The sequence below is a fragment of the Oceanospirillum sp. genome (genome assembly GCF_982874595.1).
In genome coordinates, this window is the sequence record NZ_CEYNZH010000010.1 from 100,820 (window position 1) to 116,507 (window position 15,688).

Annotated in this window: 12 protein-coding genes and 2 tRNA genes; 10 read left to right on the forward strand and 4 right to left on the reverse strand. The window is 50.5% G+C overall.

Going from position 1 to position 15,688, the window contains the following annotated elements; genetic code table 11:
* Positions 1 to 116: 116 nt before the first annotated feature.
* The 4 genes from AC4GL5_RS06835 to hemA all read right to left on the reverse strand — a co-directional run bounded on the left by AC4GL5_RS06835 (position 117) and on the right by hemA (position 4,546).
* Positions 117 to 629 carry an Lrp/AsnC ligand binding domain-containing protein gene (locus AC4GL5_RS06835; protein WP_490382046.1) on the reverse strand — a complete coding sequence of 171 codons (513 nt, stop codon included), beginning with the start codon at positions 627 to 629 and terminating at the stop codon, positions 117 to 119.
* Between the two features lie 562 nt (positions 630 to 1,191).
* Positions 1,192 to 2,067 (reverse strand): peptide chain release factor N(5)-glutamine methyltransferase, encoded by an 876-nt coding sequence (gene prmC / locus AC4GL5_RS06840; RefSeq protein WP_490382047.1) that lies wholly within the window; start codon positions 2,065 to 2,067, stop codon positions 1,192 to 1,194.
* Positions 2,068 to 2,071: 4 nt separating this feature from the next.
* The gene (gene prfA / locus AC4GL5_RS06845; RefSeq protein ID WP_490382048.1) at positions 2,072 to 3,157 is read right to left on the reverse strand and encodes a peptide chain release factor 1; all 1,086 of its coding nucleotides are present in this window, start codon (positions 3,155 to 3,157) and stop codon (positions 2,072 to 2,074) included.
* Positions 3,158 to 3,283: 126 nt separating this feature from the next.
* On the reverse strand, positions 3,284 to 4,546 hold the full coding sequence (gene hemA / locus AC4GL5_RS06850; protein WP_490382049.1) for a glutamyl-tRNA reductase: 1,263 nt from the start codon (positions 4,544 to 4,546) through the stop codon (positions 3,284 to 3,286).
* Between the two features lie 333 nt (positions 4,547 to 4,879).
* Here hemA and AC4GL5_RS06855 point away from each other — a divergent pair, with 333 nt between their 5' ends.
* The 10 genes from AC4GL5_RS06855 to AC4GL5_RS06900 all read left to right on the forward strand — a co-directional run bounded on the left by AC4GL5_RS06855 (position 4,880) and on the right by AC4GL5_RS06900 (position 15,591).
* Positions 4,880 to 7,870 (forward strand): transporter substrate-binding domain-containing protein, encoded by a 2,991-nt coding sequence (locus AC4GL5_RS06855; protein ID WP_490382050.1) that lies wholly within the window; start codon positions 4,880 to 4,882, stop codon positions 7,868 to 7,870.
* A gap of 288 nt (positions 7,871 to 8,158) precedes the next feature.
* Positions 8,159 to 10,066: a tetratricopeptide repeat protein gene (locus tag AC4GL5_RS06860; protein WP_490382051.1), complete on the forward strand. Its 1,908-nt coding sequence runs from the start codon at positions 8,159 to 8,161 to the stop codon at positions 10,064 to 10,066.
* Between the two features lie 14 nt (positions 10,067 to 10,080).
* Entirely contained in the window at positions 10,081 to 10,761 is a 681-nt protein-coding gene (gene lolB / locus AC4GL5_RS06865) for a lipoprotein insertase outer membrane protein LolB (RefSeq protein ID WP_490382052.1), read from the forward strand.
* Positions 10,762 to 10,901: 140 nt separating this feature from the next.
* Positions 10,902 to 11,765, forward strand: a complete 864-nt coding sequence (gene ispE / locus AC4GL5_RS06870; RefSeq protein WP_490382053.1) for a 4-(cytidine 5'-diphospho)-2-C-methyl-D-erythritol kinase — start codon at positions 10,902 to 10,904, stop codon at positions 11,763 to 11,765.
* 14 nt (positions 11,766 to 11,779) lie between these two features.
* A tRNA-Gln gene (locus tag AC4GL5_RS06875) sits at positions 11,780 to 11,854 on the forward strand.
* A gap of 84 nt (positions 11,855 to 11,938) precedes the next feature.
* Positions 11,939 to 12,886 (forward strand): ribose-phosphate diphosphokinase, encoded by a 948-nt coding sequence (locus tag AC4GL5_RS06880; protein ID WP_490382054.1) that lies wholly within the window; start codon positions 11,939 to 11,941, stop codon positions 12,884 to 12,886.
* Between the two features lie 112 nt (positions 12,887 to 12,998).
* Positions 12,999 to 13,622 (forward strand): 50S ribosomal protein L25/general stress protein Ctc, encoded by a 624-nt coding sequence (locus AC4GL5_RS06885; protein WP_490382055.1) that lies wholly within the window; start codon positions 12,999 to 13,001, stop codon positions 13,620 to 13,622.
* Positions 13,623 to 13,653: 31 nt separating this feature from the next.
* Positions 13,654 to 14,244 (forward strand): aminoacyl-tRNA hydrolase, encoded by a 591-nt coding sequence (gene pth, locus AC4GL5_RS06890; RefSeq protein WP_490382056.1) that lies wholly within the window; start codon positions 13,654 to 13,656, stop codon positions 14,242 to 14,244.
* A gap of 97 nt (positions 14,245 to 14,341) precedes the next feature.
* Positions 14,342 to 15,433, forward strand: a complete 1,092-nt coding sequence (gene ychF / locus AC4GL5_RS06895; protein ID WP_490382057.1) for a redox-regulated ATPase YchF — start codon at positions 14,342 to 14,344, stop codon at positions 15,431 to 15,433.
* 81 nt (positions 15,434 to 15,514) lie between these two features.
* Positions 15,515 to 15,591: transfer RNA gene (locus AC4GL5_RS06900), tRNA-Met, on the forward strand.
* Positions 15,592 to 15,688 lie beyond the last annotated feature (97 nt).

Here is a 15,688-nt window from a genome sequence, read left to right on the forward strand (position 1 = left end):
AAAAGATAAAGGATAAAGGATAAAAAAATAGGGCTTCGGCAGATGCCAAAAGCCCTATCAGGTATTTTAACCTGTCTATGAAAAAACTGACTATCAGGTCAGCTGGTATTTTCTAACTAGGTCAGCTGATGCTCATCAAATTCATTCAGGTCCGGCACGTAGATCGAGGTGTCTTCTTTCACCTCTTCCATCACCACGTAGCTCTTGGACTCTTTCACGCCCGGCAGCGTCAGCACCACATCTTCCAGCAGCTGACGATAAGCAGACATTTCAGGAATACGGCATTTCAGGATGTAATCAAACTGGCCGGAAACCAGATGGCATTCCTGAATCTGTGGCTGTTTGGAAACCGCACGACGGAACTCATCGAATACCGCAGAGGATTGAGTTTCCAGACTGATCTCGACAAAAACCAGCAGATTAGCCCGCAGATACTTAGGATTCAGGTGGGCTTTGTATCCCTTGATAACCCCGTTTCGCTCCAAGCGTTTCACACGCTCCAGACAAGGTGTGGTTGAAAGGCCAACCTGATTAGCCAAATCCACATAGGAGATACGGGCATTATCCTGCAGGCAGGCAAGAATTTTCAGGTCGATGCGGTCAAGTGCGCGAGGTTTAGAAGCTTTCATAGGGGAAATAACGTCTCAATAATCAGAAGGTTTTGCTAGTTATTATCTGTCTTCCAGCAATTATTGCTGACAAGAGCTTATCGCCAAGCGGTAGCAAAGTTCAAGGGCTGGACTGATTTATTGAATTAGACTTTATCCCTAGTGCAAAGGCTCAGTTTGATTTTTTTCTTAAAAAAACTGTACGTTTTAGCGATTTAGGCCAGATTAAAGCAGCCAAAAAGCCAACGAGCAGTAAATCTTTCTGAAAGTCGTTTTTTCTGTTGCTATAGAGCAAGAGCCACCCCTGCGATCATTTTCACTCTAAGGACACAGGTTAACCGCCTCCGTTAAAAACAGTCTTTGACGCCCTTCAGCAAAATAAACTGTATTTTCCAAGGCAAATAAAAAGATACATGGGAACTGAAAGCACGTTTTATGACCAACTCACGCGACTAACCAAGCATGACGACCTGAACACAAAAGCCAGAAAGCAACCCGCCGTAAAGAGGGATTCACAAAGAGGAGAAGAAGGGCTTGCCGGAACCAAGTAAGGAAAAATAGAGGATAAAAAAAGAATAAAAAACTAAGGCAAACGCGCAAAACTGATCCGGTCAACACCTGCCATATCCTGACCGGTTTGGGCATTCAGATAGCCCGCAGTCGTCAGAATATCCCGCACAGCCTCACCCTGATTGTAGCCGTGCTCAAAAATCAGCCAACCGCCGGATTTGAGGCAGGTTTTCGCCTGCTGCGTAATCACACGGATATCATCCAAGCCGTCAGCACCCGACGTCAGCGCGCTTAACGGTTCAAAACTCACGTCACCCTGAGACAGATGCGGATCATCATCTTCGATATAGGGCGGGTTACTGGCGATCAGGTCAAAGCCACCGTTAGCGATAGCATCCGCCTCAAGCGCCTGACACCAATCCGACTGCAGCACGGTGACCTGATTAAAGCCCAGTGTTTTACGGTTCTCTTCCGCCAGCGCCACAGCACCGGGGTTAAAATCACAGGCGGTGATCTGCCAACCCGGCTTTTCTGACGCCAGCGCCAGCGCGATAGCCCCAGTGCCCGTCCCCAGATCGGCTATTTTGGCTTCTGACTGGGGCATCAGTTCCAGCACCTTAGCCACCAGATCTTCGGTATCCGGACGGGGAATCAGCGTATCCGGGCTGACTTTTAAGCTCAGCCCCCAGAACTCACGATACCCCAGCAGATAAGCTACCGGCTGACCGGCAGCCCGCTCGGCTGTCAAAGCCTGAAAACGCTGCCACTGCTCTTCTGTCAGCAGCTTGTCCGACCAAGTAAACAACCAGGTTCGGTTCTGTCCGACACACTCCGCCAGCAGACACTCACTATCGAGTCGTGCAGTATCGCTGGCCGTCAGTTGACTGACCGCCCAATTCAGGGCGGTCTGCACATCAGGCAAAACGGAGGGGTCGAACGCTTGGCTCATCAGATCAGTCGCTCAGCGCAGCTAACTGATCGGCCTGATGTTCAGACACCAGAGGATCAACCACTTCAGACAGGGCACCACCTTCCATAATCTCATCCAGCTTGTACAGAGTGAGATTGATACGGTGATCGGTAACCCGCCCCTGTGGATAGTTATAGGTACGGATACGCTCAGAACGGTCACCGCTACCCACCAGACTACGACGGGCATCAGACTGTTCTTTGGCCGCTTTATCATCCGCCGATTGCTGAATTCGGGATGCCAGTAGCGACATCGCTTTGGCCTTGTTTTTGTGCTGAGAGCGCTCATCCTGACACTCAACCACAGTACCGGTCGGCAGGTGGGTAATACGGATTGCAGAATCAGTGGTATTAACGTGCTGACCACCGGCACCGGAGGCACGGAAGGTGTCGATCTTCAGATCACCCGGATTGATATCGATGGTGCCGACTTCATCCGCTTCCGCCATCACGGCAACCGTACAGGCAGAGGTGTGGATACGGCCCTGAGATTCAGTCGCAGGGACACGCTGTACACGGTGGGCACCGGATTCGAACTTGAGCTGGGAATAAACACGATCCCCCGAAATACGGGTGATGATCTCTTTATAACCGCCGTGTTCGCCTTCGTTAGCGCTGATCACTTCTACCTTCCAGCGTTTCTTCTCGGCAAAGCGGGAATACATACGGAACAGGTCTCCGGCAAAAATAGCCGCTTCATCACCACCGGTTCCGGCACGAATTTCCAGAAAAACGTTACGCTCGTCATTCGGATCTTTTGGTAACAGGAGCTTCTGCAGTTCAAGTTCCAGACGTTCTAACTCGTCTTTTCCTGCTTCGATCTCTTCACGGGCCATCTCCCGAAGATCAGCATCGCCGTCCTCCAGCATCAGCTCGGCTTCCGCCATGTCACTTTTTACCTGCTCATACTGATTAAAGGTTTCAACAACACTTTCAAGCTCGGAGTATTCCTGGGAATAGCTGCGGAATTTCTTCTGATCGGAGATCACTTCAGCATCGCTTAACAGAGCCTGAAGCTCTTCAAAACGATCTTTCAGCAGATCCAGTTTGGCGTGAATGGATGGTTTCATTTTTATCTTCCCGGCTGAGCCTTAAATGAAGGCGTGGAACTCGGATTATTATTCGTCGGAATTATAAGGCAGACTGCCCCAGAAATGGCGCAGCGGCCTGTAACAGAAAAGAGGGATTAAGCGTCGCTAATCCAGGGCGAAAAGGGTACGGGCGCTGTTCAGCAGGTCATGACGGTTATCGGCTGAAGCCTGACGCAGCTGCACCATAGGCTCATGTAATACTTTATTGGTCAGAGACTGTGAGAAACGTCTGAGCACTTCTTCCGGGTCATGACCTTTCTGCAACTGTTGAAGGGCTTTTTCCAGCTCGCTGGTACGCACGCTTTCAACCTGTTGGCGCAACGTTCCGATCAGCTGACCGGCACCCCGCTCACGACGCGCCTGCATAAAGCTGCCAACACCGCTCAGCACCAGTTGCTCAGCCTGCTCAGCCGCTTCCTGACGACTGCGCATGTTCTCTTCGATAACCTCTTTCAGGTCATCAACACTGTACAGATAAACGTCATCCAACTCGCCAACCTGAGGTTCGATATCACGGGGAACGGCGATATCCACCATAAAAATCGGTTTGTGCTTACGGACTTTAAGGGCGCGTTCGACAGCGCCTTTGCCCAGAATAGGCAACTGGCTGGCGGTAGATGCGATAACAATATCGGATTTTTCAAGCTGATGAGGGATCTCACTCAGCACAACGGCTTCACCGTTGAATTCTTCTGCCAACGCCTGGGCACGGCTCAGGGTACGGTTAGCAACAACCATGTTGCTGACCCCTGCATTTCGCAAATGTCGGGCGACCAACTCGATAGTTTCACCGGCTCCAATCAGAAGCGCACGGCTCTTACTCAGGTCCGAGAAAATATGCTGCGCCATGCTGACCGCTGCGTATGCGACAGAAACCGGGTTTTCACCAATAGCCGTTTGAGTACGCACCTGCTTAGCTACGGCAAACGATTGCTGAAATAACTGATTCAGCTCACGTCCCACCAGTCCGTTATCCTGAGCGCTCAGGTAGGCATCTTTAATCTGCCCCAGAATCTGTGGTTCACCCAGAACCATAGAATCCAGACCGCAGGAGACCCGCATCAGGTGACGTGCAGCATCTTCATCCACATATTCGTAGCTGTAACGGGCCAAATCAGACAGATCCAGATCATGGAACTGACTCATCCATTCCAGCACAGGCTTGGTTTGCTGCCCTTCCTGCCCGGCATCAACCACGCAATACAGCTCAGTACGATTGCAGGTAGATACCACAGTAACTTCACTGATCTGCGGATGCTGCTTTAATTGCTGGAACGCCCCATTCAGTTGTTCAGGGGTAAAAGCTACCCGTTCGCGGATCTCCACGGGGGCAGTTTTATGATTGATTCCAAAGGCAAGCAGGTTCATAGATAACGATTCTGTCACGGTTCCGGCATTTTTGAGGCTGGGGATAATAGCACAACAGAGTTGAAGGTGGCACTCCAACCCTATGGAAGGTAAAGTCTTTTTGCATCATTCAGATCATGTAAAGGTTGTTTTTTATCAAACTTTACTTGTCTATTAGACACCTCTTATTACACTATAAATCTTCCCCACAAAAGCCATCTTAAGGAGTATATTCTGGATGGTTAAGACCATCATAATGGCAGCCTGCGCCAGCACGCAGAAACACCTTTAATCCGAAACCACCATGCAGGGCAGCAAATCAGGAGTCTGATCTGCCGTTTCAACGGGGATACTATGCTCGCCAGCACTAAAACGATGACCAGTCCGGGAACCGTCATTTGTTCAAAAAAATTGCCTAGGGCAAAACACTCAAAAGCCAGTTTTTACATCGTGCTGGCCACCTGTTTTTTATTCCTGACAACCCTCTTTCCGGCCTCTGCCAATACGCCAGCAACTTCAGGTCAGAGCCTTCCTCCTCAAAGCTTTACCGTAGGTGTTGTCGCAGATAACGAACCCTATTCCAGCAGCGAAGGCCGCGTCGCCCGGGGCTTCTCTATTGATGTACTGAATAAACTCAGTGAAACCCTCAATATTCGCTTTGATTACCGTGTTGGCAGCTGGCCTGATATCTACGCTGCCTTCCTGAGAGGTGAACTGGATATCATCGATGAAATATCCTGGCGGGAAGACCGGGCAGAAAAAATTCTGTTCACGCCCCCCTACCATCTCCGTCAGACGGTCGTTATGCAGAACAACGCTCAACCTCTGCCGGAAATTAAAAAACTTGCGCAGCTCAGGCCCTACCGGGTAGGCGTTATGCGCGATATTTATTATCGCGATTACCTGAAAGAACAAGGCATCGATGTCATCGAATATGATCTGCTGCCCAATCTGGTTCAGGCCCTTGCCTTCGGCTGGGTCGATACGATTATCGGCCCGGAAATCACCCTCAAGTATATGGCCCGCAGAGACGGCTTTTTTCAGCTGGAAACGAATGCACTGGCGCCACTGAAGGGCATGGAGATAGAAGATTTCAGGTTGGGGACGCTCAAAGACAGACCCGAGCTTTTTCAAAAGCTGCAAGCCGGGCTGCAGTCATTGCCAGCCGACTGGCTTCAGGAACTGAACCAGCGCTGGATGCTGTACGACGGACAGCTTCCACTTCATCAGGAAAGCCTGCAACTCAGCCAAAAACAGAGCGCATACCTGAGCCGCCTGCCACCTCTCAGAGTCGGTTTCATGCGGGATTACGCGCCCTTCAGCTTTTCAGAAAATGGCAAGGTTCAGGGGCTGAGTGTTGATATTCTCTATCGCCTTCAGGAGATGGCCGGGGTTGAGTTTGTTCCCGTGGTCGATCAGTGGAGCAATCTGTTAGATCTGTTTGAAAAGGGTGAGCTGGATCTGATCGCCAATATATCTGACCTGCCGGAACGTCGGTCTTTCACTCGCTTTACCCAACCCTATCACCGAATTCCCAATGTTGCGTTTACCCGCGACGCTAACTTTCGCCTGAATAAGGCATCAGACCTTTCCGGCAAGCGCATCGCTTTAACCCGTGGTGTCTTCTATGAAGGTATTGTTCGCAGACTTTTCCCTGATCAGGTCATCGGCTACACCGAGCAGTCCACCATGTTTAAAGCGCTGGCAGAGAATCAGGTTGATATCGTCCTGACAGCCCTGCCCAATGGCAACCATTGGATCAGAGAACTGGGAATGACTGACATCTGGATCGCCGGAGAACTACAGCTTCCGGGACTCGCGGGCGAAGACCTCAGGCTTGGACTACAGCCAGAGCTTCAACCCCTGCGGGAAATTCTCGACCTGGCAATGAACAATCTGTCACAGACTGAAAAAAGAGCCATCGAGAATCGCTGGCTGGGTGCAAAAACAACCTCCGATAACAGCTCGCGCATCCCTCTGACAAAGAAAGAACAGGAGCTGCTTAACAACTGGGATTCCACAATCACCTATTGCATCCACCCGGATCACTATCCTCTGGAAAGTCAGAGCTGGGAGGGGCATCACGAAGGGATGTCCGCCAGTCTGCTGACCGTGCTTCAGCAGAAGTTAGATCGGCTGAGTTTCAAACATTATCCGACAGATAGCTGGGAAGAGAGCCTGAAAGCACTTGAGAACGGACACTGCGCTCTGATTCCTATGATAGTCCCCAGTCAGGATCTGCAGCCTAATCTGCTATTTTCAGACAGTTGGTACAACGCCGCCAATGTCATTTTAGGCAACCTGGACAGCCCTTTTATCAACAGCATCAATGACCTAAGCGACAAACCGATTGGTATCAGCCGGGATAATAATCTGAGAGGCATGCTGGAGCAGCGTTATCCACAACTACAGTTAAAGCTGGTCAACAATTCTCTGAGCGGTATTCAGCAGGTCAGAGAACACAGGCTCTACGGCTTTATCGGCGGTCTGGCAGAGACCAGTCACCTTTTACAACAGGAGAGCTTTGGCGATATCCGGGTGCTGGGCCGTCTGCCAATGGACAGCAACTTCTCCATTGCTGTTAACAGTCAGTTTCCCCAGCTACTTGAGCTGATGAATAAGCTACTGGATAGCCTGACGCCAAAAGAGTTGGATCGCATCGAGAACAACTGGCTGGCAATCCGACTGGAACAGAAAACCGATTACACCACCCTATGGCAGCTGGCCGCCGGTTTCAGTCTGTTATTTCTGGCTCTGTTTTTCTGGAACCGAAAGCTGGACAGTCTGAACCAGCAGCTCACAAAAGCGAATGAACAACTGGCCCACCTGAGTGTCACCGATCAGCTGACAGAGTTGGGCAACAGAAATTACCTCAACCAGACCTTTGCCCCCTATGTCGAAGCGTGCCGTAACAATAATCAGATTCTTGCACTTGCACTGCTGGATGCCGATCACTTTAAGCAGATCAACGACAGCTACGGTCACGACATGGGAGATATCTGCCTGCGGGCTCTGTCTGATCAAATGAAAACCCACTTTAATCGACCGGAAGATCACCTGATTCGCTTTGGTGGCGAAGAGTTTATTATTCTGACCTCAGGAGAAAGTACTGAGTTTTTGGCAGCTCGCCTGGAAGCTCTTCGGTCCAAAGTTGCCGAGACGCCTATCAGGCACCAGACGCTGTTGGTAAAACTGTCGGTGAGTATCGGTGCCGTCATACAGCAGGCATCCTCGAACGAACCGCTGGACACCTGGTTAAAATGCGCAGACCGGAGCCTCTATCAGGCCAAAGAGAAGGGGCGTAATCAGCTTGTGGTCTACGACAATAGCCTCAGGGAACGTTAACAGACAACTTAAGACCCTTAAGAGGCCCGGCAACAGTTAAAAACAAACTGATTAAAAAAGACGGTTTTTTCTGTGATAGCAACAGGTTAAGCTCTGTCCGATGATGTAAAACAATCAGGGAAAGTGTTTAGATTCATGCCGTTGCCAGGGTCAGCCTTTACCTGTGCCATAATTTTCTATGGTGATTTTTATTGTGGTCAGCTTTTTGATTGTCGTTAGCATATCGGCAAAGTCCGGCTTTTATATGGGCCCGGCCACACTCCTATTGACCGGTTTCAGGGTGACACCATGCTAGGCAAGCCAGTATTTCTTTCCTCTTCCCGCCTGATTCGGATCAGCATCTTGCTGTCCCTGATCGGGCTATCCGGCTGCCAACCGGCGAAGCAAGGTGACGAAACCGCCTTCAACAGCGATTATCAGCGTCCGCAGATGCAAAGCACCTTAAGCACCCGTGAAAGCCAATTCGGGCAGCCACAGGTTAAAGGTCTGGATGGCGAAGCCGTTCGCGAGCTGTTAGCCGCTGAAATTGCCGGGCAACGCAATCAGGTGGGTTTCGCCCTGCAGCTCTACATAGAACAGGCCTCACGCCTGCAAAATCCGGAGCTGGCTCGCCGGACAACTTATATCGCCCAATATGCAGGCGATAATCAAACAACTCTGGAAGCAGCCGCTATCTGGAGCGAAACTGATCCGAACAATGTTGAATCCCGCCGTATCAGCAGCACTCTCTTAATCCAACAGGGTGACTATCTGGAAGCCTTTGATTTTCAGAGCGATCTTTTAGCGATGGGCGAAGAAACTCACTTCAGCTATCTGGCGGTCCAAAGCGCCCAGGCCGATGAATACACCCGCAATGAACTTCTGATCGCCCTGAATGGCTTGCGCAGCGAACACCCGGACAATCCGGACTTACTGACAGCAACAGCCCAACTGCTTTATTTCTCTGGCCTGTATCAGGAAGCCACGGAAGCGATCGAAACGTCTCTGGCGATATCACCGCTGAATGTCCGCAGCCTTCTCCTGAAGGCCGATCTTCGGATCACAGTCGATGGCCCACAGGCGGGCATTAAGGTACTTAAGCAGGCGATCCGCAAACAACCGGATAATCTGCGCCTGCAGCTTGCTCTGGCCCGAACACTGGTAAAAGACGGTGATATAGATCAGGCACAGAAAGTCTTTGCCAATATGGCGGACAACCATCCTGAAAATGGTCAGCTGACGCTATCCCTGGCTCTTATTCTGATGGAAAACGGCCTGCCGGATCAGGCCCGACAGGAACTGAACAAACTCCTTGAAAAAGGGTTAGAGCAGGATGCCGCTCACTACTATCTCGGCCACCTTGAAGAGCAGGAAGAGAACACCCTTAACGCCATCGATCATTATCGTATGGTCAAAGGAGGCAAAGATTTTTTGCAGGCTCAGGCCCGGGCTGCACGACTGCTGATCGCTAATGGTGATATTGATGAAGCCCGTGCGCATCTGGCAACGCTTCGCCTGACATTGCCGGAGTACCGTGTCCGGCTCTATTTACTGGAAAGTGAACTGCTGCAGTCTCTGGATCGCACGGAAGAAGCCCATCTCCTGATGACAGAAGCGATCACCTCGGAAGGACCGGACTACGAGCTACTCTACAGTCGAGCCATGATCTCGCTGGAGCAGCAGGATATTGAAGCAATGGAGCGCGACCTGAGAGACATTCTGGACAGCGAACCCAACAATGCGATGGTACTAAACACTCTGGGTTACACCCTGACCGAATACACTGATCGCTATTCTGAAGCGCTACTGCTGATCCGTAAAGCCGCAGCCCTCAAGCCCGGTGACCCGGCCATTACAGATAGCTTAGGATGGGTTTACTTTAAACTGGGCCAACTCAATGAAGCGATTCTCTTCCTTCAGCAGGCTTATAACCAATTACAGGATCCGGAAGTTGCCAGCCATCTGATTGAGGTTTACTGGCAATCTCAGCACCAGGAAGAAGCGGTCGCACTGCTGCTGGAAGCGCAACAACTGTTTCCGGACAATCAGCAGTTGCAGGATATTGAACAACGCTTTCCAAGGCTGGCAGCTGAAGCAGCTGCTCAGGAGGCCAAAGACAAGAACACAGAAAACAGAACCCCTGAAGAAGATAACCTGGACAGCGACACCGCAAACACACCTCAACAGTCTGACCCTGCCAATACCGGTACCGACTAATCCGAGTTAGCCATATGAAGCGCGTTATAATAAACCCTGTTAATCCCAGTTCACCGTCAAAGCCGGGACTTTTAGTCTCGCTTGCGATGGTGCTGCTACTTGCTCTTAACGGCTGCACTACCACAGAGAAGCTGGAACAGGCCTCATCCCCTTTTATGGATGAACATACCCGAAACCTCTCTCAACTGACCCACTGGCAGATTGCCGGCAAAATTCGCCTGAAAACGTCAGACAGTTCAGACAGTGCCAATATCCAATGGCAGCAGTCCGGTGATAGCTACAATCTCACCTTAAGCGGTCCCTTTGGCCAGACCGGCGCTATTCTTGAGGGCACCCCTTATCAGGTGGTACTGACTATTCCGGATGAAGGACGTTTTTCAGATCGTTCACCGGAAAGCCTGCTGTACAACCACTTTGGCTGGGATCTTCCTTTGAGCAGCCTTTTCTATTGGGTTCGAACCCTACCGGCCCCGGGTTCAGATTATTTGTCTGAGCTGAACAATGAACAACAGGTTGCCCGGCTGCAACAGGATGGCTGGGATATCTCTTATGACCGCTATCGTTCGGTCAGCAACGCCACCACTGATGCTCCCAAACTGCCCGGGAGAATCAAAGTTAGCAAAGGCGATCTTGCTCTCACCTTTATCATTAACCAATGGTCACTGCCGAAGCATCAGCTTTCATTATTGCAATAGACTTACATCTTTAAAGCGGGTTTCACTTAACACCTGTTTTAGTTAAACAACACCCGCTTTAAGGCTGATCAATATTCGGTATACTCCTGCCTCTGAATTTCCAGTCTTAATAACACCACTCAAAAGCGGTTATCTGAACAATGCTGACTCTGCCTGCACCTGCAAAACTGAACCTTATGCTTCATATCGTTGGTCGTCGCGAGGATGGCTATCACCTGTTGCAGACTCAGTTTCAGTTTCTAAATTTCTGCGATCAGCTGACATTTACAGCCGCTGATAAAAGTTCTCAGAGCCCTGCTATCGAGCTGACCCCACAGATCCCAGGTGTTTCCAATGAGAACAACCTGATCGTCAAAGCCGCTCGCCAACTGATCTCATTTTGCCGTAAGAAAGGAATAACCAAACCCCTGGCTGATATTCAGATCCGCCTGGATAAGAAGATTCCTATGGGAGGCGGCCTAGGCGGCGGCAGCTCCGATGCAGCAACAGCTTTGGTTGGCCTGAATGAAGTCTGGCAGCTTGGCTGCACAACAGATGAACTGGCCGATATCGGGCTATCGTTAGGCGCTGATGTCCCCGTATTTATCAGAGGAAATGCCGCATGGGCGGAAGGAGTTGGCGAAAAACTGACACCTATTGAGCCGAAAGAACTCTATTACGTGGTTATCTGCCCAAATTGCCATATCTCCACTCAGGAAATTTTTTGTCATCCCGAATTGACAAGAGATACCGAAATCATGACAATTACGCGCGCACTTGATCAGGGCGGCCATAACGACTGCGAACCGATCGTCAAAGCAGCTTACAACGAAGTTGCTGAGGCACTGGATTGGCTCGGTCAGTTTGGCAAATCACAGATGACCGGAACCGGTGCCTGCGTTTTTGCAGGTTTTGATAATGAAGCAACTGCTCAAGCGGTTATTCAGTCATTACCGGACCATTGGCAGGGTTTTGTTACTAGGGGTATAAACAAGTCCCCATTATACAGAGCACTGGCCAATTAATATCGGTATATAGTTGGGGTATCGCCAAGCGGTAAGGCACTGGATTCTGATTCCAGCATCCCCAGGTTCGAATCCTGGTACCCCAGCCATTTCTGTTTCTGGTATGACAGTCATAGGACTGCACACCCGGCCCGCATTTACTCCCGTCAGACTGAATCCAAAGGTAGTTACACGTGTCAAAATTAATGGTGTTCACGGGGAATGCAAACCCCCAGTTAGCCAGCAAAGTTGTTGATTGTTTAGACATTCGTCTGGGCGATGCCACGGTTGGTCAATTCAGTGACGGCGAGATGGCTGTTGAAATTAATGAAAACGTTCGTGGTAAAGACGTTTTTGTTATCCAGTCCACTTGTGTACCTACTAACGATAACCTGATGGAACTGATCCTGATGGTTGATGCACTGCGTCGTGCATCGGCACAGCGTATCACCGCTGTGATCCCTTATTATGGTTATGCGCGTCAGGATCGTCGTGTTCGCTCATCCCGCGTACCCATCAGCGCTAAAGTTGTTGCTGACATGATCGTAGCCGTTGGTGTTGACCGCGTACTGACTGTTGACCTGCATGCTGACCAGATCCAGGGCTTCTTTGATGTTCCTGTTGATAACGTGTACGGTTCACCGATTCTGCTGGACGATATCGAACGCCAGAACTACGAAGATCTGGTTGTGGTATCTCCTGATGTTGGTGGCGTTGTTCGTGCCCGTGCAATTGCCAAGCAGCTGAACGATGCTGACCTGGCGATCATCGACAAACGCCGCCCACAGGCTAACGAAGCTCAGGTGATGCATATCATCGGCGACGTTCAGGATCGTACCTGCGTACTGGTTGATGACATGGTAGATACTGCTGGCACGCTGTGCAAAGCGGCTGATGCCCTGAAAGCCCATGGTGCCAAACGTGTTGTTGCCTACGCAACTCACCCGGTTCTGTCCGGCCCGGCCATCGACAATGTTCGTAATTCTGTTCTGGATGAACTGATCATCACAGACACCATTCCTCTGACCGATGCAGCTAAGAAGTGCGGCAAGATCCGCCAACTGACGCTTTCCGGTCTGCTGGCTGAAGCGGTTCGCCGTGTCAGCAATGAGGAATCCATCAGCGCAATGTTTCGCGGTTAAAACCCGGCATCGTCGCTGAACGATTTTCAAAACAGGCAAACTGTTTGAAAAATGTTGCAGGTTTCTGGTCGCGGGAACCTGCACTTACTTTATATAAACTGAGGAAATAATCATGTCTGATTTCGTATTGAATGCTGTAGTTCGCAGCGACAAGGGGAAAGGTGCGAGCCGCCGCCTGCGTCGTCTGGAAGGCACTACTCCTGCGATCGTTTACGGTCTGGGTAAAGAGCCTGTCGCAATTACAGTAGAGCAGCGCGAGCTGTTCAAAAAGCTGGAAAACGAAGCTTTCTTCACGCACATTCTGGACCTGAACATTGAAGGTGCTGATAACGAGCAAGTTATCCTGAAAGACCTGCAACGTCACCCGTTCAAAGAAATTATCCTGCACGCTGACTTCCAGCGCGTTGATGAGTCTTGCAAAGTGACTGTTCACGTTCCTGTCCACTTCCTGAACGAAGGTGAGTGTAAAGGTGTTAAAACTCAGGGTGGCGTGATCCAGCACCAGAAAGCTGAGGTTGAAGTACGTGCACTGCCTAGCCAGCTGCCTACTGCTATCAACGTAGACATGACTAAAGTAGAAAAAGGCCAGACTATCCACCTGTCTGACCTGAAACTGCCGGCAGGTGCTGAAATCGTTGAACTGACTAAAGGTGCAGATCACGATGCAGCTGTTGTAACGGTTAACGCTCCTAAAGGCGCTGCCGCAGAAGAAGCAGAGGAAGCTGGCGAGGAGTAATCCCCGCTGACTTTCTGAGCGAGGTTTCGGTATGAGTGAAGGTATTCAGCTAATCGTTGGTCTGGGCAACCCCGGAGCAGAGTATGAGCAGACCCGTCACAATGCCGGAGCCTGGTTTGTCGAGGCGCTGGCGAAACACTGCGGTGTTAGCCTGCGTCCCGAAAAGAAGTATCACGGGCTCTATGCCAAGGCCCGATTTGAGGGTCAAGACCTTCATCTGTTGATTCCCTCCACGTTTATGAACCGTAGCGGTCAGTCCACGATTGCAGTCGCCGGTTTCTTCAAAATCCCCCCTGCTGCGATTTTGGTTGCACATGACGAGCTGGATATCCCCCCGGGAACAGCACGCTTTAAACAGGGTGGAGGTCATGGTGGCCATAACGGCCTCAGGGATATCATCAGCAAACTTGGCAACGAAAAAGGTTTCAACCGTTTACGGCTTGGAATCGGCCATCCGGGCAGTAGCGATAAGGTTACCGGATATGTGCTGGGTCGGGCACCTAAGTCAGAGCAAGATGCTTTGAATGACTGTATCGATGAAGCCATAAGAGCCTTACCCGATGCAGTTGCAGGCCAATGGCCCGCTGCTATGAACCGCCTGCACAGTTTCAAATCCGCCTGATCTCTTCTCCCCTCACCGGTAATATTATCTGCCGGTATCTGCCAGCATGCCTGTTGGTATATGCGCCGGTTCATCCACGCACATCAGGATCATCATCATGGGTTTCAATTGCGGTATTGTCGGCCTGCCAAACGTAGGTAAATCGACGCTGTTTAATGCTCTGACCAAATCCGGCATTGATGCCGAGAACTTTCCCTTCTGCACTATCGAACCAAATACCGGTATCGTGCCTATGCCCGATCCCCGACTGGACGCGCTGGCTGAAATTGTCAACCCGGAACGCGTACTGCCGACTACGATGGAGTTTGTGGATATCGCAGGACTGGTGGAAGGTGCCTCTAAAGGTGAAGGCCTGGGTAACAAATTCCTGGCCAATATCCGTGAGACTGATGCGATCGCTCATGTAGTTCGCTGCTTCGACAATGAGAATGTGATTCACGTTGCCAACCGTGTTGACCCGGCTCAGGATATCGAAATTATCAATATGGAGCTGGCTCTGGCCGATATGGACTCTGTGGATAAAGCGATCCACCGTCTGACCAAGATCGCCAAAGGCGGCGATAAAGAAGCTCAGAGCCAGAAAGCTCTGCTGGAAAAAATCCAGCCACACCTTGCTGAAGGCAAGCCACTGCGCAGCTTTGGTCTGAACGATGATGAGAAGAAACTGCTTCGCTCCTATAACTTCTTGACCGTTAAGCCGACCATGTACATCGCTAACGTTGATGAAGACGGCTTCGAAGACAACCCTTATCTGGATATCGTTAAAGGTATCGCAGAAGAAGAAGGCGCTATCGTGGTCCCTGTCTGCAACAAGCTTGAAGCAGAGATTGCTGAACTGGACGATGAAGAGCGCGACATGTTCCTGGCAGACTTGGGCATGGAAGAAGCAGGACTGGACCGTGTAATCCGTGCAGGTTACGGCTTGCTGGGTCTGCAGACCTACTTCACTGCCGGTGTTAAAGAAGTACGCGCCTGGACCGTTAAGATCGGTGCTACCGCTCCGGAAGGTGCCGGTGTGATTCATACCGATTTCCAGCGCGGCTTTATCCGCGCTGAAGTCGTCAGTTACGATGATTTCATTCAGTTCAAAGGCGAACAGGGTGCTAAAGAAGCCGGTAAATGGCGTCTGGAAGGTAAAGACTACATCCTGAAAGATGGTGATGTGGTTCATTTCCGCTTTAATGTTTAAACATTATCGGGGAAAGACTGCAGGTAGTTAAATAATTACTTGCAGCGGGAGGGATTTACAGTATAATCTGCTCCCGCAAATGGCTATGTAGCTCAGTTGGTTAGAGCACAGCACTCATAATGCTGGGGTCGCAGGTTCAAGTCCCGCCATAGCCACCATATTTAAAAAAGCCGCTTCAGATGAAGCGGCTTTTTTCTTTATTATGTCCCGTCCTGAATAAGGTTGACACATTTTCTATCCTAAACTGGAGAAATG

Excerpts from the sequence above, each read along its gene's own strand:
- AC4GL5_RS06835 (WP_490382046.1), bottom strand. The coding sequence starts at position 629 with ATGAAAGCTTCTAAACCTCGCGCACTTGACCGCATCGACCTGAAAATT.
- prmC (WP_490382047.1), bottom strand. The coding sequence starts at position 2,067 with ATGAGCCAAGCGTTCGACCCCTCCGTTTTGCCTGATGTGCAGACCGCC.
- prfA (WP_490382048.1), bottom strand. The coding sequence starts at position 3,157 with ATGAAACCATCCATTCACGCCAAACTGGATCTGCTGAAAGATCGTTTT.
- hemA (WP_490382049.1), bottom strand. The coding sequence starts at position 4,546 with ATGAACCTGCTTGCCTTTGGAATCAATCATAAAACTGCCCCCGTGGAG.
- AC4GL5_RS06855 (WP_490382050.1), top strand. The coding sequence starts at position 4,880 with ATGCTCGCCAGCACTAAAACGATGACCAGTCCGGGAACCGTCATTTGT.
- AC4GL5_RS06860 (WP_490382051.1), top strand. The coding sequence starts at position 8,159 with ATGCTAGGCAAGCCAGTATTTCTTTCCTCTTCCCGCCTGATTCGGATC.
- lolB (WP_490382052.1), top strand. The coding sequence starts at position 10,081 with ATGAAGCGCGTTATAATAAACCCTGTTAATCCCAGTTCACCGTCAAAG.
- ispE (WP_490382053.1), top strand. The coding sequence starts at position 10,902 with ATGCTGACTCTGCCTGCACCTGCAAAACTGAACCTTATGCTTCATATC.
- AC4GL5_RS06885 (WP_490382055.1), top strand. The coding sequence starts at position 12,999 with ATGTCTGATTTCGTATTGAATGCTGTAGTTCGCAGCGACAAGGGGAAA.
- pth (WP_490382056.1), top strand. The coding sequence starts at position 13,654 with ATGAGTGAAGGTATTCAGCTAATCGTTGGTCTGGGCAACCCCGGAGCA.
- ychF (WP_490382057.1), top strand. The coding sequence starts at position 14,342 with ATGGGTTTCAATTGCGGTATTGTCGGCCTGCCAAACGTAGGTAAATCG.